Annotated in this window: 21 protein-coding genes; 16 read left to right on the top strand and 5 right to left on the bottom strand. The window is 64.7% G+C overall.

The window, feature by feature from the left end; all coding sequences use genetic code 11:
* The 5 genes from C7451_RS06390 (at position 1) to C7451_RS06365 (ending at position 4969) form a co-directional block, all read left to right on the top strand.
* Complete coding sequence (locus C7451_RS06390; RefSeq protein WP_110298129.1) at positions 1 to 384, top strand: bactofilin family protein; 384 nt, start codon at positions 1 to 3, stop codon at positions 382 to 384.
* 68 nt (positions 385 to 452) lie between these two features.
* Positions 453 to 1139, top strand: a complete 687-nt coding sequence (locus C7451_RS06385; RefSeq protein WP_110298128.1) for a hypothetical protein — start codon at positions 453 to 455, stop codon at positions 1137 to 1139.
* A 7-nt stretch (positions 1140 to 1146) separates the two neighbouring features.
* On the top strand, positions 1147 to 1737 hold the full coding sequence (locus tag C7451_RS06380; protein ID WP_110298127.1) for a GNAT family N-acetyltransferase: 591 nt from the start codon (positions 1147 to 1149) through the stop codon (positions 1735 to 1737).
* Positions 1738 to 1984: 247 nt separating this feature from the next.
* A complete protein-coding gene (locus C7451_RS06375; RefSeq protein WP_110298265.1) occupies positions 1985 to 2305 on the top strand; it encodes a hypothetical protein in 321 nt (106 codons plus the stop codon).
* Positions 2306 to 3622: 1317 nt separating this feature from the next.
* Positions 3623 to 4969 carry a methyl-accepting chemotaxis protein gene (locus C7451_RS06365; protein WP_110298125.1) on the top strand — a complete coding sequence of 449 codons (1347 nt, stop codon included), beginning with the start codon at positions 3623 to 3625 and terminating at the stop codon, positions 4967 to 4969.
* A 13-nt stretch (positions 4970 to 4982) separates the two neighbouring features.
* Here the strand turns inward: C7451_RS06365 and C7451_RS06360 are convergent, their stop codons facing one another.
* Positions 4983 to 6050, bottom strand: a complete 1068-nt coding sequence (locus C7451_RS06360) for a succinylglutamate desuccinylase/aspartoacylase family protein (RefSeq protein ID WP_110298264.1) — start codon at positions 6048 to 6050, stop codon at positions 4983 to 4985.
* Positions 6051 to 6353: 303 nt separating this feature from the next.
* Here C7451_RS06360 and rpsM point away from each other — a divergent pair, with 303 nt between their 5' ends.
* The 5 genes from rpsM to C7451_RS06335 all read left to right on the top strand — a co-directional run bounded on the left by rpsM (position 6354) and on the right by C7451_RS06335 (position 11366).
* Complete coding sequence (gene rpsM / locus C7451_RS06355; protein WP_023836211.1) at positions 6354 to 6722, top strand: 30S ribosomal protein S13; 369 nt, start codon at positions 6354 to 6356, stop codon at positions 6720 to 6722.
* Positions 6723 to 6794: 72 nt separating this feature from the next.
* A complete protein-coding gene (gene rpsK / locus C7451_RS06350; protein ID WP_023836212.1) occupies positions 6795 to 7184 on the top strand; it encodes a 30S ribosomal protein S11 in 390 nt (129 codons plus the stop codon).
* Between the two features lie 110 nt (positions 7185 to 7294).
* A complete protein-coding gene (locus C7451_RS06345; protein WP_023836213.1) occupies positions 7295 to 8347 on the top strand; it encodes a DNA-directed RNA polymerase subunit alpha in 1053 nt (350 codons plus the stop codon).
* A 247-nt stretch (positions 8348 to 8594) separates the two neighbouring features.
* On the top strand, positions 8595 to 9014 hold the full coding sequence (gene rplQ, locus C7451_RS06340) for a 50S ribosomal protein L17 (RefSeq protein ID WP_110298124.1): 420 nt from the start codon (positions 8595 to 8597) through the stop codon (positions 9012 to 9014).
* A 219-nt stretch (positions 9015 to 9233) separates the two neighbouring features.
* On the top strand, positions 9234 to 11366 hold the full coding sequence (locus tag C7451_RS06335; protein ID WP_110298123.1) for a prolyl oligopeptidase family serine peptidase: 2133 nt from the start codon (positions 9234 to 9236) through the stop codon (positions 11364 to 11366).
* 73 nt (positions 11367 to 11439) lie between these two features.
* Here the strand turns inward: C7451_RS06335 and C7451_RS19925 are convergent, their stop codons facing one another.
* Positions 11440 to 11616, bottom strand: coding sequence for a hypothetical protein (locus C7451_RS19925; RefSeq protein ID WP_167398445.1), 177 nt, complete (start codon positions 11614 to 11616; stop codon positions 11440 to 11442).
* Positions 11617 to 11698: 82 nt separating this feature from the next.
* On the opposite strand from C7451_RS19925, the gene C7451_RS06330 reads away from it, so the two are divergent.
* The 5 genes from C7451_RS06330 (at position 11699) to C7451_RS06310 (ending at position 16756) form a co-directional block, all read left to right on the top strand.
* On the top strand, positions 11699 to 13219 hold the full coding sequence (locus tag C7451_RS06330; RefSeq protein ID WP_110298122.1) for a M28 family peptidase: 1521 nt from the start codon (positions 11699 to 11701) through the stop codon (positions 13217 to 13219).
* A 62-nt stretch (positions 13220 to 13281) separates the two neighbouring features.
* A complete protein-coding gene (gene guaB, locus C7451_RS06325) occupies positions 13282 to 14739 on the top strand; it encodes an IMP dehydrogenase (protein WP_110298121.1) in 1458 nt (485 codons plus the stop codon).
* A 6-nt stretch (positions 14740 to 14745) separates the two neighbouring features.
* Positions 14746 to 14997: a hypothetical protein gene (locus C7451_RS06320; RefSeq protein ID WP_110298120.1), complete on the top strand. Its 252-nt coding sequence runs from the start codon at positions 14746 to 14748 to the stop codon at positions 14995 to 14997.
* On the top strand, positions 14994 to 16214 hold the full coding sequence (locus C7451_RS06315; protein ID WP_110298119.1) for an RsmB/NOP family class I SAM-dependent RNA methyltransferase: 1221 nt from the start codon (positions 14994 to 14996) through the stop codon (positions 16212 to 16214). Before C7451_RS06320 ends, C7451_RS06315 begins: the two co-directional genes overlap by 4 nt.
* A gap of 29 nt (positions 16215 to 16243) precedes the next feature.
* On the top strand, positions 16244 to 16756 hold the full coding sequence (locus C7451_RS06310) for a tetratricopeptide repeat protein (RefSeq protein WP_110298118.1): 513 nt from the start codon (positions 16244 to 16246) through the stop codon (positions 16754 to 16756).
* Positions 16757 to 17023: 267 nt separating this feature from the next.
* On the opposite strand, the gene C7451_RS06305 is transcribed toward C7451_RS06310, so the two are convergent.
* The 3 genes from C7451_RS06305 to sseA form a co-directional block, all read right to left on the bottom strand.
* Positions 17024 to 18352, bottom strand: coding sequence for a mechanosensitive ion channel family protein (locus C7451_RS06305; RefSeq protein WP_110298117.1), 1329 nt, complete (start codon positions 18350 to 18352; stop codon positions 17024 to 17026).
* Positions 18349 to 19581 (bottom strand): cystathionine beta-lyase, encoded by a 1233-nt coding sequence (metC, locus tag C7451_RS06300; protein ID WP_110298263.1) that lies wholly within the window; start codon positions 19579 to 19581, stop codon positions 18349 to 18351. The genes C7451_RS06305 and metC overlap by 4 nt, the downstream gene beginning before the upstream one ends.
* Before the next feature lie 186 nt (positions 19582 to 19767).
* On the bottom strand, positions 19768 to 20604 hold the full coding sequence (gene sseA / locus C7451_RS06295; RefSeq protein WP_110298116.1) for a 3-mercaptopyruvate sulfurtransferase: 837 nt from the start codon (positions 20602 to 20604) through the stop codon (positions 19768 to 19770).
* A 267-nt stretch (positions 20605 to 20871) separates the two neighbouring features.
* Here sseA and surE point away from each other — a divergent pair, with 267 nt between their 5' ends.
* A complete protein-coding gene (gene surE / locus C7451_RS06290; RefSeq protein ID WP_110298115.1) occupies positions 20872 to 21642 on the top strand; it encodes a 5'/3'-nucleotidase SurE in 771 nt (256 codons plus the stop codon).
* Positions 21643 to 21653 lie beyond the last annotated feature (11 nt).

Raw genomic sequence — 21653 nt, 5'->3', positions numbered from 1 at the left:
ATGGTCGGCAATTCCACCTTCTCGGTCATCGGCGCAGACGTGGTGATCACCGGCAATATCTCGGCCAAGGTCGACCTGCACGTCGACGGCCGGGTGGATGGCGACATTTCCTGCGCCTCGCTGGTCCAGGGCGAAGCGAGCAGCATCCATGGCGCGATCGTTGCCGAAAGCGCACGGCTGGCCGGCACGGTCAACGGTTCGGTCGATGCCCGCGATCTGGTCATCACTGCAAGCGCGCAGGTGACTGGCGATGTCAGCTACGAGACCATCACCATCGAGCAGGGCGGCCATGTCGACGGCCAGTTCCGCCACAAGAGCAAGATCATCGCCCCGCAGATCGCGAGCAGCGACGACAAGCCTGCGCTGATGCTCTCGGGCAGCTGACCCGGCCGCTCCAAAAAGCCGCAAGAGCTGCCTTGCGCTGCGGCGCTGATGCCATCATCTTGGGGGCCATGACAGCCCTTGCACCGCTCCGCTCCGCGCCCGTTCTGGTGGCGCTCGTCCTGCTTGCCGCATGCCAGCAGCCGGCGGAGAAACAGGCAAGGGCCGAGGGCGATCCGCACGCCGGCCTGGACCTGCCGCCGGGCCATCCCGCGATCGACCTGTCGGGTGCACAAGGCGGCGTTGCGGCCCAGCCGGGTGCCTCGCAGCATCCCCCGGTGCTCAGCCTCGACGGCGAGGGGCTGCGGCTGATCGATCCCGATAGCGGCGCAACCCGGCCGCTCAGCTTCGGCGTGCCGCTCGATCAGTTGAAGCTGGTGGCCGAAAAGCTGAAAGGTCGCGCCGAGGCCGGCCGGGCCGAGGAATGCGGGGCAGGGCCGCTCGCCTATCTGCGCTGGAACGACGGGCTGACATTATATGCGCTCGACGGGCTGTTCGCCGGCTGGGCGCTCGATGAAACCGGGGCGCCGCTTCCACAAGCGAAGGACGGCAAGACGGCGCTCAGGCTCACCACGATCAGCGGCGTCGGCATCGGTTCCACCCGGGCCGAGCTGCTCGATGCCTATGATGCGAAGATCGAGCAGACGACGCTCGGCACCGAGTTCAACGCCGCCGGGCTTTCGGGCATATTGGATGGCACCGGCGGCAAGGCCAGGGTGACCAACCTCTGGTCGGGCGTGAACTGCGTCTTCCGCTGAACCGGCCATGAGCTCGCGCTTTTTGCCGGTCGCCCCCGGCGAGATTGCCACGATCGTCACGCATCTGGAGATGCGCGCCCGGCCGGGGCCGCGCGCCGTCAGGCCCGTGCCGCTGCGCCTGAAGCGCTGGAAATCGCCCGATACCGGCAAATACCGCACACTCTATCGCCGCGTCGGAGAGCCCTGGCTGTGGTTCTCGCGGCTCGCCATGGCCGATGATGCGCTGGCTGCGATCGTGACCGATCCGGCCGTCGAGATCTTCGCGGTGCTCGATCCGAACGGTATCGAGGTCGGAATGCTCGAGCTCGATTTTCGCGAGGCCGCCAATTGCGAAATCGCGTTTTTCGGGCTGATCCCGCAGCTGACCGGGCAGGGCTTCGGCAGCTGGCTGATGGGCCAGGCGCTGTCGCTGGCGTGGCGCGCCGGGGTGGAGCGCGTCTGGGTGCATACCTGCACGCTCGACGATCCCAGGGCGCTCGGCTTCTATATCGCGCAGGGGTTCACGGCCACGGGGCGCGAGATCGAACTGCTCGAAGACCCGCGCCTCGCCGGCCTGATCCGAAGGGACTGCGCCCCGCATGTGCCGCTGATCGGATGAGCGCTTAGAAATCCTCCCACAGCTTGCTGGGGGAGGGGGACCGCCCGCGTAGCGGGTGGTGGAGGGGCAGCGGGTGCGTGCTCCGGCTGAGCGATAGCGCCCTCCCGTTTCCCCTCCACCTCTGACCTGCGGTCAGCGGTCCCCCTCCCCGAGACGAGCTCGGGGAGGATTTGAACGAGGGTGCGCACCGGAACGCTCCGTTCCCGCGCGGGTAGTGTTGTGCAGACCCATGCCCAAGGAGCATCTCATGGCCAACATTCCCGACGACAACGGCTTCGGCACGATCAACGAATCGCAGCGCGGCGACCCCAAGGCGAACGACGTCGCCGAGGACGCGCTCCACCGTGCCGACGATCCCAGCGAGAACAGCGAGAAGGTGGCGAGCGGCGTCAGCGTGATGCCGCTCGACGAGCCCGATCTGGTCGACCGCATGGAGCAGATGGTCAGCTCCGGCCGGATCGACACCGACGCCTTTGCCGGCGAGCGCAACGATGACGACGAGGAAAGCGAACTCGGCGAGCTGGCCGACGAGGGCGATGACGATCCGATGGACGTGATCGAGCGGTAATTCGGGCCTCGTTACCGCTCGCCCATAACAATGCGGCAACACAGGCGTCGGTGCGGCATTCCAAAATCCTCCCCCTGCTCGCTGGGGGAGGGGGACCGCCCGCATAGCGGGTGGTGGAGGGTCAGCGAGATGGCACGACGTCGCACTGTCCCAAGACCCCGCTTCGCCTCCACCGCTGACCTTCGGCCAGCGGTTCCCCTTCCCGGGACAAGCTCGGGGAGGATTTTCTTGGTCCCGCGCACGATACCGATTGCTCGGCAAGGCTCACCAAGCCCGCTCAGCCCGAGCCGCTGCCCCACGCACCGGTCCAGCCCCTAGCACCACATCCGCTCAGCCTGAGCCGCTGCCCCACGCACCGGTCCAGCCCCAGGCACCCAAGCCCGCTCAGCCTGAGCCTGTCGAAGGGCCCGCGCCGCCGCCAGCCGTTACACCCTGTTGGATTTGCGGACAAAAGCCGGCGCAGCTCGAAAGCGAGAGCAAGGCGGCGGGCCGGGCGTCCTTGCGGACGGCGGCGAGGATTAGCGGAGATTTCAGGCCGCTCCGCCACGGGCCGATGCTTCCATCTTGTGCTTTCGGCGGCATTGGCGGGGGAGGAAGCGTCAAGCCCCGCACGCTGACCGTCTGCCGCTTCGGTTCGGCCTCATCCAGATCGCCTCGCGAAAGCCACCTGATACCCGACCCGCCACCCTCGACGACTGCGAAGGCCTGTGCCGTAGCTCCGCACCGGGCAGATTTGGTGCGGCGGCGGGCTAGATTATAACCTAATAGGAGAGAGCTATCAATCAAATTAGCCAATGCGGCACGCATGCATCCGGAAAGCCTTTGCCCATGCGTGGAGGCGCAGCATTTCTCGCTCGCGAGCGATGCGATCCTGGCACTTCCAACCCGGCCATGCACGGCCACCTGGAAAGGCCGAAAGCCGAAAACCTCGTTGAAAGACCCTGATCTGAGCGGGAAGATTAGTTGCAGTTGCCGGACCCTGGTTCGGCAATGCACCAGATGCGTTTCGATCTTCGGCATGAGGCGAAATTCAGTGTAAAAGTCAATGAAGAGGACGGCGCCATAGCCTATCAAGATAATAAAGGATGCCTCTGCTTCGAAATTATATTCAAGGTATTTTCTTAAAGATCGTATTGACGTCAAGATTTTGTCACTAGGTAGCGGTATAATATTTATCTTTTCTCTTTGCTTTCCAGATTTCATTTTACTCGGCCACGCAATGTCCGATATGAAGGTCTGTGTGATCTGGTAGATGTCTTGAAACTGTAATATTTTATTAAAAGGTTGTTTACTACAATTCCGGTAAATTGAAGCGGTATGACCCAGCCGCGTCCCGCCCTCCCGAGCCCCACTGCAGCGCCCGAGGCGGATGTGCGATCGGACAGGATCATCGACTGGCTTTCCGCCTCCGATCGCAATGCGCCTCATGTCTTGCGGACCGACACGCTGATCAGCGTGATCGACCGATTCCAGGCCAATCAGGACCTGCGCCTGTTGCCGGTGCTCGACGCCTTGGGGCGCCCGTGCGGTGCCATTTTCGAACGCGACATGCGTCGCCTGCTGCTGAACCCTTATGGTCATGCACTGCTGCGCAATCCGGCATATGGCGGTGACTTGACCTCGCATATCCGCAATTGCCCGACTGCCGATATCGCACAGTCGATTGGCGAGACGTTGGAGCAGTATCGTATAGGACGAGGCACCGAAGGCATGATGATCCTCCGGGATAATCAGTTGTTCGCAGTGCTGACCAATCGCCGATTGGCGCTACTCGCTGGCGAATGGGAGGCTTACCGGGCGCGCCTCAGGGTCGGACGCGCCGATCAGATCGAGAATGCAGCTCAACGCTTCGAAGGAGAAGTCGCCAGTTTGGGCCGGATGATGGACAAGCTGTCGAAGATGCTGGAAAGCGATGCTGCCGAGGTGGCGGAGCGATCGACGCAAGTCGGCACCCGTGCTGCTGCGGTTGCCACGGCTGCCGTGCAGACAAGCGCGCATATGGAGGAGATTGCAGGCAGAGGCCGCGAACTGGCGGGCGCGCTCGATTCGATCGCGGCCCGAACGGAGGAAGCACGCAATGCCGCACAGGAAGCCGTTGCTCTCGTATCGGCTGGCAGCGCACGTACGGCCGATCTGCGCGTATCGGCCGAATCTATCGAATCAGTCATCGACCTGATCGGGGAGATTTCGCGTCAGGTGAATCTGCTTGCGCTTAACGCGACGATAGAAGCGGCGCGGGCAGGTGATGCTGGACGCGGCTTTGCCGTGGTCGCCGGTGAAATCAAGCTGCTGTCGCACCAGACGGCCACCGCAGCCAATCGCATCCGCGCCTATGTTGACGACATCGGGCATGCAGTTGATGAAGTGTCGGGCGGCCATGCTCAGGTCGAAACCGCAATTGCGCGGATCGCCGCGAACTCGGCCGAAATCCAGGGGGCAGTGACGCTGCAAAGGTCGGCGACGCAATTGATCGCCTTTAATGCCGCCCAAACCCACGACGCGAGCCGGGCGGCCGGAGTGGATGCCGATGCGATCAATGGCATTGCTCAGAGTGCGGCGGAACGGGCAGGAGCGATGCTGGTGATCGCCAAGCGCGTCTTTGATGGCGCCCAGCAACTCGCTGTCGAAAGCAGCCATTTCGTCGAACAGATCCGCGTCGCCTGAACCTCGGATCCCCTCAAATCAACTCATCCTCATCCAGCAGCCGGTCGTTGAGCAGCGCCTCGGTAATCTGATCCACCCGCTGCTCGACATCGCCGAACCGCATCACCTCCGCGATATGCACCAGCGCGTCGCCCTGGTTGACCACGGGCAGCACCGCGTGGCCGATGATGATGCCGTCGATGGGGGCGCGGAATTCTTCGGCGTCGTCGCCGAATATGCCGGTGACGCGGCCGATGACCTCGCCCTTCTTCACCGCGTCGCCTGATGTGCGCTGCAGCAGGCACAGGCCGCCGCGCGGGGCGCGGACCCAGATGGCGCGGCGGCAGCGGGCGGGGAGGGTGACTTGTGTCGCCTCCGGGTGCGGCTGGATCATGCCCAGATGCGCCATCACGTTGAGCACGCCGTTGACGCCGCAGCGCACCGACAGCTCGTCGAAGCGCAGCGCCTCGCCCGCCTCCATCAGCAGCATGTCGACGCCTTCGCCGCGCGCGATGTCGCGTAAAGAACCGGGACGAAGCGGGCTCTCGATCACCGCATGTGCGCCGAACAGCATGGCGAGATCGCGCAGGCGCTCGTTATCGGGGGCGATGCGGATCTGCGGCAGGTTGTAGCGGTGGACGGCGGCGGAGTGGATGTCGATGCCGAGCGAGCAATGGCAGATCACCTCTTTCAGGAACTTGCTGGCGAGCTGTGCGGCGAGCGAGCCCCTGGCGCTGCCGGGGAAGGAGCGGTTGAGATCGCGCCGGTCGGGCAGATAGCGGCTGTGCGCCTGGAAACCGAAGATGTTGACCACGGGCAGGAACAGCACCGTGCCCGCCATCGTCTCTGCGCCCAGCTTGCCAAGCAGCCGCTGGATCACCGCGGTGCCGATGATCTCGTCGCCATGGATTGCGGCGGAAACGAAGATGCGCGGGCCGGGCCTGATGCCGTGCAGCACGCGGACATACAGGCTGGCGGGCAGGCCGGTCGCGGTATTGCTGACCGGAATGGCGATGGTGGCAGAGCTGCCGGGTGCGATGGTCACCCCCGCCAGGGTGAAGGGTTCGGCGGCCGTATCGGCGGCTTTCGTCTCGTCGGTCATCACGGCCCCCTGGTCGCCCGCACCCTGCGTCCGGCTTGCACACAGGCTCGCCAGCGAGTATGACGCGGGTGTGACAGCGGGCGCAAACACTTTGTCGCGCTTGTCCCTGCTTTTGTCCTGACCCGCGCTTGACAGCATGGGCGACTCCGCCTATGCGCGGCATTCATTTTCATTGAGCGGCTTAAAAACAGGCTTTGCATCGTTCCAAATGCGAGGTCTGCGATTTTTGCGCTTTGTGGTTTTGAAGCGTTGAGATGGGGCTGGCGGCAGGTGCCGCGCCCTGTGGAGCAGGAGACTTAAGTAGTGGCACGTATCGCCGGGGTGAACATCCCCACCAACAAGCGCGTTATCATTGCGCTGACCTATATCCATGGAATTGGCCCCGCCAAGGCACTGGAAATCGCCGACAAGCTGGGCATCGACCACACCCGCCGCGTTCAGGACCTGAGCGACGCCGAGGTGCTGCAGATCCGCGAAACGATCGACGCCGATCACACCGTGGAAGGCGACCTGCGTCGCCAGACCGCGATGAACATCAAGCGTCTGATGGACCTCGCCTGCTATCGCGGCCTGCGTCATCGCAAGGGCCTGCCGGTTCGTGGCCAGCGCACGCACACCAATGCGCGCACCCGCAAGGGTAAGGCCAAGCCGATCGCCGGCAAGAAGAAATAAGGCCGCCGGGGCGCACTTGCGTCCCGCCCTTGTTTTCTTACCCCGCAATCCCCTTATTCCAGGATATTATATATGGCACGCGAACCGCAGAGGCTCAAAAAGCGCGAGCGCAAGAACATTTCGGCCGGCATTGCTCATGTCAACGCCAGCTTCAACAACACCATGATCACCATCACCGACGCCCAGGGCAATGCCATCAGCTGGTCCTCGGCCGGCATGATGGGCTTCAAGGGCAGCCGCAAGTCGACCCCGTATGCTGCACAGGTCTGTGCGGAAGACGCGGGCCGCAAGGCAGCCGAGCACGGCGTCCGCACGCTCGAAGTCGAAGTCAAGGGCCCCGGTTCGGGCCGTGAATCGGCGCTTCGTGCGCTGCAGGCGGTGGGCTTCACCATCACCTCGATCCGCGATGTGACGCCGATCCCGCACAACGGGGTTCGTCCGTCCAAGCGGCGTCGCGTCTGACACCCAGGCTGTCGTTCGGGGTGGCGGACGCGCCACCCAAACAATTTCAGGCCGGGGCTCCCAAGCGCGACATATGAGCGTCGCCCCCGCCCAACACTCAGGGGAAGTCCATGACTGTCAACATCAAGAACTGGCAGGAACTGAAGAAGCCGAACGGTCTTGAAGTCAAGAGCGGCGGCGATCCCAAGCGCAAGGCAACCTTTGTTGCAGAACCTCTCGAGCGCGGCTTCGGCCTGACGCTGGGCAACGCGCTGCGCCGCGTTCTTCTCTCGTCGCTTCAGGGCGCCGCGATCACCTCGATCAAGATCGAGAACGCGCTGCATGAATTCTCGTCGCTCGCCGGCGTGCGCGAGGACGTGACCGACATCGTCCTCAACGTGAAGCAGATCGCGCTGAAGATGGAAGGCGAAGGCCCCAAGCGCCTCCAGCTGTCTGCCACCGGCCCGGCCCAGGTAAAGGCTGGCGACATCGCCGTTTCGGGCGATATCGAAGTGATGAACAAGGATCTCGTGATCTGCCATCTCGATGACGGCGCGACGCTGAACATCGAACTGACCTGCGACACCGGCAAGGGCTATGTCCCCGCCGTCGCCAACCGTCCGGTCGATGCGCCGATCGGCCTGATCCCGGTCGACTCGCTGTTCTCGCCGATCCGTCAGGTGTCGTACAAGGTGGAAAACACCCGCGTCGGCCAGGAACTGGACTATGACCGCCTGTCGCTGACCATCGAGACCGATGGCACCGTGACGCCGGAAGATGCCGTCGCCTATGCCGCGCGCATCCTGCAGGACCAGCTGGCGCTGTTCGTGCACTTCGAAGACAGCATCGCCACCGCGACCACCGGTTCGGTCAGCCAGGCTGCTCCTGAAGAAGGCGATGCCAACCAGATCAACCGCTACCTCCTCAAGAAGGTGGACGAGCTGGAACTGTCGGTGCGTTCGGCCAACTGCCTCAAGAACGACAACATCATCTATATCGGCGATCTGGTCCAGAAGACCGAAGCCGAGATGCTGCGCACCCCGAATTTCGGTCGCAAGTCGCTGAACGAAATCAAGGAAGTGCTCTCCAGCATGGGTCTGCGCCTCGGCATGGACATCCCCGGCTGGCCGCCCGAGAATATCGAGGAAATGGCCAAGAAGCTGGAACAGGAACTGCTGGGTTAAAAAGATCAATCCTCCCCCAGCTTGCTGGGGGAGGGGGACCATCCGCAGGATGGTGGAGGGGCAGCGAGTTCGAGATGCAGCCTGTTGGTAGCGTCATCCCGCTTCCCCTCCACCCCTGACCTGCGGTCAGCGATCCCCCTCCCCGAGACAAGCTCGGGGAGGATTTAGACGGCTCAAGGCGGTGGCCGTTATCACTGCCAGGACCGGGGTACCTCAAACGGCCCCCTTACGAACGGAGTACAGAAAAATGCGTCACGGAGTAGGCAAGCGCAAGCTGCAGCGGACCAGCTCGCACCGTATCGCGATGCTGCGCAACATGGCAGCCTCGCTGATCAAGCACGAGCAGATCAAGACCACCTTGCCCAAGGCACGCGAACTGCGTCCCTATGTCGAAAAGCTGATCACGCTGGCCAAGCGCGGCGGTCTTTCCAACCGTCGTCTGGCGATGGCTCGCCTGATGGACGATGCGCAGCTGGTCAAGCTGTTCGACACGCTGGCGCCGCGCTATGCCGACCGCGCCGGTGGCTATACCCGCGTGCTCAAGGCCGGTTTCCGCGCCTCTGACGCCGCGCCGATGGCGATCATCGAGCTGGTCGACCGCGACACCAGCGCCAAGGGCCAGGATTCGGGCCCGGTGCTGACCGAGGAAGAATACGAAGGCGCATAATAGCGCCAGGCGGAGATTTACACTCCGCCGTCATTCCCGCGAAAGCGGGAATCCCGCTTCCGCTCCCAACTCATGGAGAAAAGCGGGGCCCCCGCCTTCGCGGGGGTGACGAGACAAATAGGTGCGAATATCCGCATCCCGGATTGCCAGACAGGCCGCGAATGCTAAGTTCGCGGCCTGTTTTCGTTTGTCCAATCAACAATCTAAGAGGATCGCCCCATGCGCCATCGCGCCATTTTTGCTGCCTTGCTGGGAACCGTTGCCATGACCCTTGCCGTACCCGCCTCTGCCAAGGATGCGCCGATCGCCTATCCGGTGACCGAAAAGGTCGACACGGTCGAGGAACAGTTCGGCGTCAAGGTGGAAGACCCCTATCGCTGGCTGGAGAACGATGTCCGCGTCGATCCCAAGGTCGCCGCCTGGGTCGAGGCGCAGAACAAGGTCACCGATGCGTATCTCGAAACGCTGCCGGGCCGCGCTGAACTCGCCAAGCGGATGCGTGCGCTCTATGATTTCGCGCGTACCGGCGTGCCGCGCGAAAAGGGCGGCCGCTATTTCTTCACGCGCAATTCGGGGCTGCAGAACCAGTCGGTGCTGTATGTCAAGGACAGCAAGGACGCCGCCGAACGCGTGCTGATCGATCCCAATGCCTGGGCCAAGGATGGCGCGACCGCGCTCGACGCCTGGGTGCCGAGCGACGATGGCACCAAGCTCATCTATTCGATCCAGGACGGCGGCAGCGACTGGCGCACGGTCAAGGTGCTCGATGTTGCGACCGGCAAGGTGCTCGATGACGAGATCAAATGGGTGAAATTCTCAGGCCTTGAATGGGACAAGGCGGGCAAGGGCTTCTATTATTCGCGCTTCCCCGAGCCCGACAAGGCGGGCGAGTTCCAGTCGCTCAACACCAATCAGGAAATCCGCTATCACGCGCTCGGCACGCCGCAGAGCGCCGATCCGCTGATCCATGCGACGCCGGACGAGCCGCAGCTCAACCATGTCGCCGAAGTGTCCGACGATGGCAGCTTCCTGCTCGTCACCTCGTCCTCGGGCACCGATGAGCGCTATCGGCTGACGATGATCGATGTCGCCAACCCGGCCAAGCGCCGCGTGATCGTGCCCGAGCTGAAGAACGACTGGCAGATGGCGGGCATGGCGGGCGACAAGATCTATTTCGTCACCAACAAGGACGCGCCGAGGCTCAAGCTGGTGGCGATGCCGGTCACGGGCGACGAAAGCAGCATCCAGACCGTGGTGCCAGAGAGCGACGCGGTGATCGACGGCGCATCGGTGATCGGCGGCAAGCTGCTGGTCAATTATCTCAAGGACGCCCATGATGTCGTGAAGCTGTTCGACCTTTCGGGCAAACCGGCGGGCGATCTGCCGCTGCCGGGCATCGGTTCGGTCGGCGGCTTCCAGGGCGATCTGGAGTCGAAGGAGACCTTCTTCTCCTATTCGAGCTTCAACCGTCCGACGACCATCTATCGCTATGATCTGACCAATGGCGCAGTGACGCCCTGGGCCGAGCCGAAGCTTGCGTTCAACCCCGAAGATTATGTCGTCGAGCAGCGTTTCTATGCCAGCAAGGACGGCACCAGGGTGCCGATGTTCATCGTCCGCAAGAAGAGCGTCACCGGACCCGCGCCGACGCTGCTCTATGGCTATGGCGGCTTCAATATCTCGCTCACCCCGGGCTTTTCCCCGACGCGGCTCGCCTGGCTCGAACAGGGCGGCGTGTTCGTGCAGGCGAACATTCGCGGCGGTGGCGAATATGGCAAGGCGTGGCACGATGCCGGACGGCTCGCCAACAAGCAGAACGTGTTCGACGATTTCATCGCGGCGGGCGAGTTCCTGATCCGCGAAGGCGTGACCGGCAAGGATCAGCTCGCCATCCAGGGCGGATCGAACGGTGGTCTGCTGGTCGGCGCGGTGGTCAACCAGCGGCCCGATCTGTTCGCGGCGGCCAATGCCGCGGTCGGCGTGATGGACATGCTGCGCTTCGACCGGTTCACCGCCGGACGCTACTGGGTCGACGATTATGGCTATCCGAGCAAGGAAGCCGACTTCCGGACGCTCATCAAATATTCGCCCTATCACACGATCCGCAAGGCCGATTATCCGGCGGTGATCGTCTCGACGGCGGATACAGACGACCGCGTGGTGCCGGGGCATAGCTTCAAGTACACCGCGAAGCTGCAGGCAACCGAAGCCGGCGACAAGCCGCACCTGATCCGCATCGAGACGCGCGCAGGCCATGGATCGGGCAAGCCGACCGACAAGATCATCGAGGAATCGTCGGACATCTACGCGTTCCTCGCGCACTTCACCGGGTTGAAGATCGTCGGCGAGTGATCGGGGCAGGGGGCTGGCGACATGCTGGCCCCCGCGCTCACGTTAGGGGCAGGCGGCGCCTGCCTCCGAATCTCTAGGCCAGAGGCAGGCGACGCCTGCCCTTTAGGCGGCTGGTCAGGTGATACTGGCCGCACCGATCGCATCGATACGGCCTGAGATCGATCGTCGCCGCCAGCGCCGCGCGCACCGCTTCGTCCTCGCTGACGAAGCGCTGCTTGCGCTGGCAGATCGACAGGCGGGTGCGGGGCATTTTTGCAACAGCTATCCGGATTATGCAGCGGCGATGGGTCGGCTTATTGCACGAGCCGCGCGCTTTGCGCCATGACCCGCGGATGACAAAGACCTTCCGGCACCCCGCCCTTACCGCCCTTGCCCTTGCGGCCTCGATCCTTCCCATCGCTGCCCAGGCTCAGGACAAGCCCGCACCGATCAGCGAGAGCGAGGTTCGCGCGCATATCGCAACGCTGGCCAGCGACGCATTCGAAGGCCGCGGTCCCGGCTCGGCGGGTGAGACCAAGACGCTCGATTATCTGGCGAAGACCTGGGCCAGCTATGGCCTGGTCTCGGGCACCAATGATGCCGCGCATCCCTGGTTCCAGCCGGTGCCGCTGGTCGAGCGCAAGCCCTATGCGCAGGCGGTCAGCGCGAGCGTGCGCGGCAAGCCGCTGAAGCTCGCCGAGGATGGCGTGGCACTTTCCGGGCGCAACCCGACCGACAGGGTTACCGGCGAGCCGCTGTTCGTCGGCTTTGGCGTCAATTTGCAAGGCAAAGTGTATGCCGATGTGAAGGGCCGGATCGTGCTGATGCTTGCGGATGAACCGGTCATTGAGGGCGGGGTCAAGCTGCCCACGTCGCGCGAGCGTCAAAAGTTGCTGGCCGGGGCAGGCGCTGTTGCGGTCCTCGTAGTGCCACCACCCGGCGCACCATGGGGAGGGATGCGTTCCCAGATTGCGACTGGATCGATGCGGCTGGCCAGCGACGATATAGGTGCCCCTATTGGGGGCCTGGTGCGCGGAGATGTGGCAGACACGCTGTTGCGCACAGCCCGGCTCTCGGTGCTTGATGCGCAGTTGAGGGCCGCCAACCTTGATTTCGCGCCGGTCACCCTCCCGGTGATGCTCGATCTCGCCACCAGCACGCAGGTGCGCGCGTTCGAGAGCCACAATGTCATCGGCAAGATCCCCGGAGCCAAGCCCGGATCGGGCGCGGTGCTGCTGCTGGGCCATTGGGATCATTTCGGCATCTGCCGCAGCGAGGAAGCTGAGGACCGGATCTGCAACGGCGCGGTCGATAATGCGAGCGGCATGGCGGTGCTGCTGACCGTCGCCGAGCGGCTGGCCCGCGGCGCGCAGATGGACCGCGACGTCTATTTCATGGGCACGACCGCCGAGGAGCGGGGGCTGCTGGGCGCGTACTATTTCGCCGACAATCCGGTGGTGCCGCTGAAGGACATTGTCGTCGCGCTCAATGTCGATACCGTCGCCATCGCGCCTGCTGGGGCACCGGTGGCGCTGGTCGGGCGCGGCGAGAACGGGCTCGACGAGATTGTCGACAAGATCGCCACGGGCATGGGACGCAAGGTCGACACCGACAAGGAAGCCAATGCCTTCATCCGCCGCCAGGATGGCTGGGCGCTGGGGGCCAAGGGCGTCAAGTCGATCATGGCGGGCGGCTCGTTCAGCGACATGGCGCTGCTCCAGGCGTTCCTGACCACCGTCTATCACCAGCCCGATGACGAGCTGACCGACAAGGTGCCGCTGGGTGGGGCCACCGACGATGCCAATCTGCACGTGGAGCTCGCGCGCTATTTTGCCGATACCGCGAAATATACGCCCGCACCCACTGGCGATTGACGCGCGGCTTGGTTACATGGGCCGCCACCGAAACCAGATTCGCTAAAGAAAGTGGCACCCGCATGGATATCCCCCTTGGCCTGACCTTCGATGACGTTCTGCTGCGCCCGGCAGCGTCGGAAATCGTGCCCAGCCAGGCGGATACGACCACGCGGCTGACAAACAGCATCCGCCTCAACATTCCCGTGCTGTCGTCGGCGATGGATACGGTGACCGAAGCGAGCATGGCGATCGTCATGGCGCAGCTGGGCGGCATCGGTGTGCTGCACCGCAACCTGAGCATCGAGGAGCAGATCGCGGCGGTGCGCCAGGTCAAGCGCTTCGAAAGCGGCATGGTGGTCAATCCGATCACCATCACCCCCGATGCCCCGCTCGCCGAAGCCCAGGCGCTGATGCGGCTGCATTCGATCTCGGGCATTCCGGTGGTCGAGCCCTCGGGCAAGCTCGCGGGCATACTCACCAACCGCGATGTGCGCTTTGCCGAGAACCCGGCCCAACCGGTACGCGAGCTGATGACGTCTGAAAATCTCGCCACCGTGCCCGCCGATGTCGGCCAGGACGAGGCGCGCCGTCTGTTGCACCAGCGCCGGATCGAGAAGCTGCTGGTGGTCGACAAGGACTATCGCTGCATCGGCCTGATCACCGTCAAGGACATCGAAAAGGCGGTGATGAACCCCGATGCGACCAAGGATGCGGCGGGCCGTCTGCGCGTCGCTGCGGCCTCCACCGTGGGCGAGGCGGGCCTCGAGCGCAGCAAGGCGCTGATCGATGCCGAATGCGACCTGATCGTGGTCGATACCGCGCACGGGCACAGCAAGATGGTCGCGGTCGCGGTCGAGGCGATCAAGAAGTACAGCAACCATGTCCAGGTGATCGCGGGCAATGTCGCGACCGCAGGGGCGACGCGCGCGCTGATCGATGCGGGTGCGGACGGCGTCAAGGTCGGCATCGGCCCGGGGTCGATCTGCACCACCCGCGTCGTCGCGGGCGTCGGCGTGCCGCAGCTCACCGCGATCATGGAATCGGCGGAAGAGGCGGACAAGTCGGGCATTCCGATCGTTGCCGATGGTGGCCTCCGCACCTCGGGCGATGCTGCCAAGGCGCTCGCCGCCGGCGCCTCCACCATCATGATCGGATCGATGCTGGCAGGCACGGAGGAAGCGCCGGGCGAGACCTTCCTGTATCAGGGCCGCGCGTACAAGAGCTATCGCGGCATGGGCAGCGTCGGCGCGATGGCGCGCGGCAGCGCCGACCGCTATTTCCAGCAGGACATCAAGGATCAGTTGAAGCTCGTCCCCGAGGGCATCGAGGGCCAGGTGCCCTACAAGGGCCCGGCGCGCGATGTCGTCCATCAGCTGGTCGGCGGCATCAAGGCAGCGATGGGCTATACCGGATCGCCGACCATCGAGGCGCTGCGCCGCAATGCCGAATTCGTGCGCATCACCAATGCGGGCCTGCGCGAAAGCCATGTCCACGATGTGTCGATCACCCGCGAGGCCCCGAATTATCCGACGCGCTGACGGGCGATGATCGAGCTGATCCCCTATTTGCTGGTGCTGGTCTGGCCCGTGCCCGATCAGCCGGGCAGGGTGGAGATCGAGCGGGTGCGGCAGCTCTTTGCCAGCGCGCAGGATTGCGAACGGGCCGCCCTGGCGCAACGTCAGGGCCCGCGCGGCGCACCGACCGGCCATCAGTGCTTCGCCATGCCGGGCAGCGAGGAATATGATCGGCTGTTTGCGCAGACGGATGCTGCCGCCGCCGGCGAGCGCGCGCAGTGACGCCCGCAGCGCGCGTCCAGGCGGCGATCGATCTGGTCGATGCAATCCTGAACGCCGCGCGCGGGCAGGGGGCAAGCGCGGACACGCTGGCGCGCAATTTCTTTCGCGAGCGGCGCTATATGGGATCGGGCGACCGGCGCGCGGTGCGTGATCTCGCCTGGCGCGCGGTGCGGCGTTTCGGCGAGCTGCCGCAGAACGGACGCGCAGCGCTGGCGGGGCTGGCGCGCGAGGATGCGGAATTGGCCGCGCTGTTCGACGGGTCGAGCTACGGGCCTGCACCGCTGCGCGATGACGAGCCGGTGGCCACAGGGGGCCTGATCCCCGGCTGGATCGAGGCGTTGCTGCCACCGCTGTTCGACGATGGCGAGAAGGCCGCGCTGCTCGACCGCGCGCCGCTCGATCTGCGATACGATCCTTCGCGCACCGATCCGGATGCGTTGCGCGCGATCTGGCCCGACATCGCGTTCAGCGAGGCGCTGCCGCGCGCGGCGCGTCTGCCCGGCAACACCCCGGTCGAGGCCAGCGCGCCCTGGCAGGCGGGCGCGATCGACGTGCAGGACTGGGGCAGCCAGGCGATCGTCCAGGCGTGCCTGGGTGAGGAGACTCCTGGGCTGGTGATCGATCTGTGTGCCGGTGCGGGCGGCAAGACGCTGGCACTTTCCGCGATGCTGCCCGCAGCGCGCATCATCGCCTCCGACACCAGCCGCGACCGGTTGCAGGCGATGGAGCCGCGCAGACGGCGCGCCGGGCCGGACCGGATCGAGCCGTTGCTGCTCGATCCCAGGCGCGAATGGGAGCGGCTCGCCCCGTTCGAGGTTCAGGCCGATCTGGTGCTCGTCGATGCGCCGTGCAGCGGTTCGGGCACTTGGCGGCGCAATCCCGAAACGCGCTGGCGCCTGACGCCTGAAAGGCTGGCACGCGTTGCGGCAGAACAGGCGCGGCTGATCGAGATCGCCATGCGGCTGGTGCGCCCCGGCGGCGCCCTGGTCTATGCGGTCTGCTCGCTGCTGCCTGACGAGGGGCCACGCCAGGCCGCGCGCGGCTTGTGCGCTGGCAAGGGCTGGACTATCGTTCCCCTTGATATGCAGATTGGCCGCCCGATCGGAGCCGATGGAAGGCTTTGCGACGCATCCGATAAGGGGATTGCCGGTCGTCTGCTCACGCCGCAGCATGACAGCACCGATGGCTTCTTCTTCACAAGAGCCTGCCGATCATGATAGCCTTGCGGCCAGCCTGGGAGATTTTCATGCGTTTTGCGCCTGCCGCCATTGCCTTGTCACTTGTTCTTGCCACTGTTTCGAGCACCGGAATCGGTCAGCCGGTACGCTATTCCGTGAACCCGGCCTCGCAATTGCTGGTCGACGAAGGCGCCAGGGTGCAGGCTGCAGGCAAGCTGGATGAGGCCAACGGGCTTTACGAGGCTGCACTCGCGGTCGATCCGGGCAACCGTGCCGCCTATATCGCGCTGGCGCAGGTAGCGAGTGCGCAGAATCTGCCGGGCAAGGCGATCCGCTATTATCGTGAGGCGCTGCGGATCGATCCCAATGATGTCGCGGCGCTGGCAGGCCAGGGTGAGGCGATGATCCAGCGCGGTGCGGTCGAGAAGGCGCGGCGCAACCTGGTGCGTATCGAGGCGATCTGCAACAGCGGCTGCACCGAGGCGGGCCGTCTGCTCGCCGCCATCGACAAGGCGGCGGCCAAGCCGGTGCTTTCCGCCGAAGCCGTGGCCTCCACGCCGACGGTGACCGAGCAGCCCTGAGCTTCCGGATAGCGCCCCACCTCCGCTCAGCCTGAGCTTGTCGAAGGCCCAGCAACCAAAATCCTCCCCGAGCTTGTCTCGGGGAGGGGGACCGCCGACCGCAGGTCGGTGGTGGAGGGGAAGCGGGATGGCACCTACCGAGATCCAGCGCACGCACCCGCTGCCCCTCCACCACCCGCTGCGCGGGTGGTCCCCCTCCCCCAGCAAGCTGTGGGAGGATTTGATAGTGCGGCTATTCCTTTCCCTCGCGAGGGGCCTTCGAGACGCTCAGGCTGAGCGGGGGGAGTCCAGAGGTGCCGCTTCTTCAGGCGCGGCCCTGCCCATCCCCGGCATTTCCTTGATGTACAGGTCGCGCTGCGGGAAGGGGATCTCGATCCCGTGTTCCTTGAACAGGTTCCACACCCGCATCAGCACATCGCCGCGGATATTGCCCATGCCGCCTTCGGGGTCGGCGATCCACGCGCGGATTTCCCAGTTGACGCTGTTGTCGGCAAACTCGGTCATCCACACCCGTGGCGCCGGTTGGCTGAGCACGCGTGGCGCGTCATCGACCGCCTGGTGGAGCAGTTTTTCGACGAGTTGCATGTCGCTGTTGTAACTTACCCCGATCGGGATGCGCATGCGCACGTTGCGGTCGGAATAGGACCAGTTCTCGACCGCCGTGGTCATGAGGTCCTCGTTCGGGATCAGATGCTCCTTGCCGTCGCGGGTGATGACCGAGACGGCGCGCACGCCGATCTTGTTCACCCAGCCGAAACTGTCGCCCACCGCGATGACATCGCCGGGCTTGATCGACCGGTCGAGCAGCAGAATGATGCCGGCAAACAGATTGCCGATCGTCTTCTGCAAGCCGAAGCCGATGGCAAGGCCGAAAGCGCCCGAGAAGAAGCTCAGGGCGGTAAGATCGATGCCCAGCGTGTCGATGCCGATGAAGAAGGCGAGCACGATGACCACCACGCCCGCGATCTTCTGCCCCAGCAGCTTCTGCGTGGGGTCCAGCCCGTCGCTGCTGCCGATGATATGCCCGGCAATGCGGTTGACAACGCGCGCGGCGGTATAGAGCACCAGGATGGTGATCGCGATGGTGACGACCCAGAGCAGCGAGAAGCGCTTCTGGCCGAGATCGAAGCCCACCCGGTCCATCGCGGTGGTGATCGGATCGAGCCCGCCGAACATGCTCGCCAGGATCGAGATGAGCGTGGCGAGGCCGAGGAACGTGCCCAGCCAGTCGGGCATGCGCACGCCGCGCACCAGATCGTTGACGAACAGCGCCAGCGAGATGGCCAGCGTCAGCCCGAACACCACCGAGGCGATCAGGCTCCAGGGGTAGAGGTTCAGCGCCATGCCGATCAGCATCGCGGTGGTGAAGCGGCGCACCATGTCGCGGATACGGCGGCGGGCGAGCGGACTTTCATAGCCCGCGCGCTTTTCCCAGATCGCGGCGAGGCGCAGATAGATAAGGCGGCTCAGCCCCCAGCCGACCATCAGCGCACCGGTGGCGATCAGCGCGGCGACAATGCCTTCGACATATTGCAGGTCATCCGGGCGCTCGATCCAGCCCCAGCGCATGAACAGTGCGGAAATTCCTCCGGTCATGCCGCCATGGTAAACGCGTCCAGCCCCTTGGCAAGGTCGGCGATCAGATCGTCGGGGTCTTCGAGACCTATATGCAGGCGGACGGCAAGCGCATTGTCGTCACCGGCGGGCGGCCAGGGCGTCGCGCTGCGGCAGCGCGCGGGATCGACCGGGATGGCCAGGCTCTCGAACCCGCCCCAGCTATAGCCGATGCCGAACAGCTCCAGCGTATCGATCAGTGCTGCGCGCGCCGCATCGGTACCGCCCCTCAGCACGAACGAGAACAGCCCGCTCGACCCCTTGAAGTCGCGCTGCCAGATGTCGTGGCCGGGGCAGGAGGGCAGGGCCGGATGCAGCACGCGGGCGACCTGGGGCTGTTCGCTCAGCCAGCGCGCGATCCTGAGCGCCGAGGCCTGGTGCTGGCGCAGCCGGACATCGAGCGTGCGCAGGCCGCGCAGCGCCAGCCAGGCATCGTCGGGCGAGACGACATGGCCGAGGCCTTGGGCGGTCTGGCGCAGGCGTGGATACCAGCGGTCGGTCGCAGTGACCGAACCCAGCATCACGTCCGAATGGCCGACTATGTACTTGGTGCAGGCCATGATGCTCATGTCCGCACCCAGCTCGATCGCCGGCAGGAACAGCCCGGTCGCCCAGGTATTGTCGATCAGCAGTGCGATGTCCGGACTGACGGCGCGCGCGGCAGCGCAGATCGCGGAAACATCCTGCACCTCGAAGGTCAGACTGCCGGGGCTCTCCATCAGGATGGCGCGCGTGCGATCGCAGATAAGCGAAGAAATTCCGTCGCCTATCAAGGGATCATAATAACATGTCTCGATACCGAAGCGCTTGAGCAACCCGTCGGCAAAGCTGCGCGAGGGATCATAGGCGCTGTCGGTCATCAGCAGCACATCGCCCGGCGACAGCACGCTGAGCAGCGCGCCGGTGATCGCCGCAACGCCCGAGGGGTAGAGCATCGTGCCATGCGCGCCCGGCTCGAGCGCCGTCAGCGCCTCGGCCAGCGCCCATTGCGTCGGCGCGCCCCTGCGGCCGTAGAAAAAGCGTCCGTCCTCATTGGTTTGCGGGCCGGACTTGAGAGCGGCTGTATCCGGGTACAGGTGCGTGCTGGCGCGCCAGACCGGCGGATTGACCACCGCGCCCGGCTGCTCTGCCGTCCCGGTCCACTCTGCGCGGCGGCCACCGGTGACGAGGCGGGTGGCAGGCGATTGGGGCGAGGAAGGGGGCTTGGGCATCTTGTTGTCCTGTCCTCGCCCCTTCAGGGGAGAGGATACGCAGCCTTGCATGCGCAGCATGCTAGGCAAAGTTGGAGAGGGGCTGCGGCTGGATGCCGACGCCTGCCCCTCTCCCACTGCGACTAGGTTCGCGTGCCGCTCACCAAGTCTCGTTGCCCTCTCCCCTGAAGGGGAGAGGGGGAATAATCAGCCCATTACCTTGGGCGCGTCGGCATCGGCGCCCCATTCGGCCCAGCTGCCGTCATAAAGCGACACGTCGGTCTTGCCGAGCAGGTGCGCGCCAAAGGCGACGACGCTGGCGGTCATGCCCGACCCGCAGGTCGTGACCATCGGCTGTGCAATGTCGATCCCTGCGCCTTCGAACGCGGCCGTGAGGTCGTCGCCGGTCTTCCAGGTGCCGTCGGCATTGAACAGCGCGCTGTGCGGCAGGTTGACCGAGCCGGGAATATGGCCCGAGGCGATGCCGGGGCGCGGATCGGCCTCTGCGCCGGTGAAGCGTGCATTGGGACGCGCATCCACCACCTGTTCGGCCTTGCTGTGCAGGTTCGCGAGCATGTCTGCCTTGGTGCGGACGTTCTTGCGGTCTTCCCACACGGTGAAATGGCGGTGACGCAGCGTTTCCTTGCCGGTCTTGAGCGGGCGGCCTTCGGCCTTCCACTTGGCGATGCCGCCATCGAGAATGGCGACGGCATGCGCACCGAACATGGTCAGCATGAACCAGGCGCGCGCGGAGGACTTGAGCGGGCTGTCATCGTAAAGCACGATGCGGCTGCCATCGCCCAGGCCGAGCGACTGCATGCGGCTGGCGAACTTTTCCGCTGGCGGAAGGGTGTTTTCGACCGAAGCGTTGCTGTCGACCAGCTCTTCGAGGTCCATGAATACCGCGCCGGGGATGTGACCGGCTTCATATTCGGCGAGCGCGTTGCGGCCATGATCGGGCAGAAACTTGGTCGCATCGACGATGCGGAGATCCGAGGCGCCCATTTCATTGGCGAGCCATTCGGTTGAAACCAGCGAATCCATCTTGGGTATTCTCCCTCTGCGATTGGGCGCTTGTTCTTCGGCAATTTCCCGGCTTTTTAGACGTGAAACCCGGCTGGTTGCCCGGCCGGGAATGCCTCTTTTTTGCGCTGCACCATCAACATTATCGCGTTGCTGCGGACACGTCGAGTCGCAACGGAAACGCCGGTCACGATTTTTTGCATATGTTGCAACGGTGTGAATCGGGCGGTGGCCCTGCGCCCGGCCAGGGGCTAGGGGTTCGTCACTTTCAGCTTCCGGGAGATACTCATGCGCATCCTGCTCACCAACGACGATGGCGTTCATGCGCCGGGCCTGGCTGTTCTGCTGGACATCGCCCGTGCGCTGTCCGACGATGTTTGGATCGTCGCGCCATCCGAAGAGCAGTCGGGCGCAGGCCATTCGCTCACCATCACCCGCCCGCTGCGGATGCAGCAGCACGGGCCGCAGCATTATTCGGTGACAGGAACGCCGACCGATGCGGTGATGATGGCGGTGGCCAAGCTGATGAAGGACACGCCGCCCGACCTGATCCTGTCGGGCGTCAATCGCGGGGCGAATCTGGGCGAGGACGTAACCTACTCCGGCACGGTATCGGCGGCGATGGAGGGCGCGCTGGCGGGCATACCGTCGATCGCGCTGAGCCAGGTTTATGCCAAGGAGGGCGCGGGGCTCGACGTTTCGTTCGATGCTGCAGCACGCTGGGGCGAGCAGGTCATCCGCAAGATCATCCGCCAGCCCATGCCGCCGCGGACGCTGGTCAACGTGAACTTTCCGGCCATCGCCGCCGATCAGGTCCGCGGCGTCAAGGTGGTGAACCAGGGCTTTCGCGATTACGGGCGCCTCAAGATCGTCACCAACACCGACCCGCGCGGCTTCGACTATCACTGGTTCGGCCTTGGGGCGGCAGAGCAAAGCCCGGCGCACAGCACCGATCTGGAGGCGGTCGCTGATGGCCATATCGCGGTGACGCCGTTGCACCTCGACCTGACGCATCATCAGTCGATCGCCGCGCTGACGGCCACCTTCGCGGCAGACTGACGCACGGCCGG

This window comes from Blastomonas natatoria (assembly GCF_003201955.1).
GTDB lineage: Bacteria > Pseudomonadota > Alphaproteobacteria > Sphingomonadales > Sphingomonadaceae > Blastomonas > Blastomonas natatoria.
Note: the sequence above shows the minus strand (reverse complement) of the source record. Positions and strands in the feature narration are given on the sequence as shown.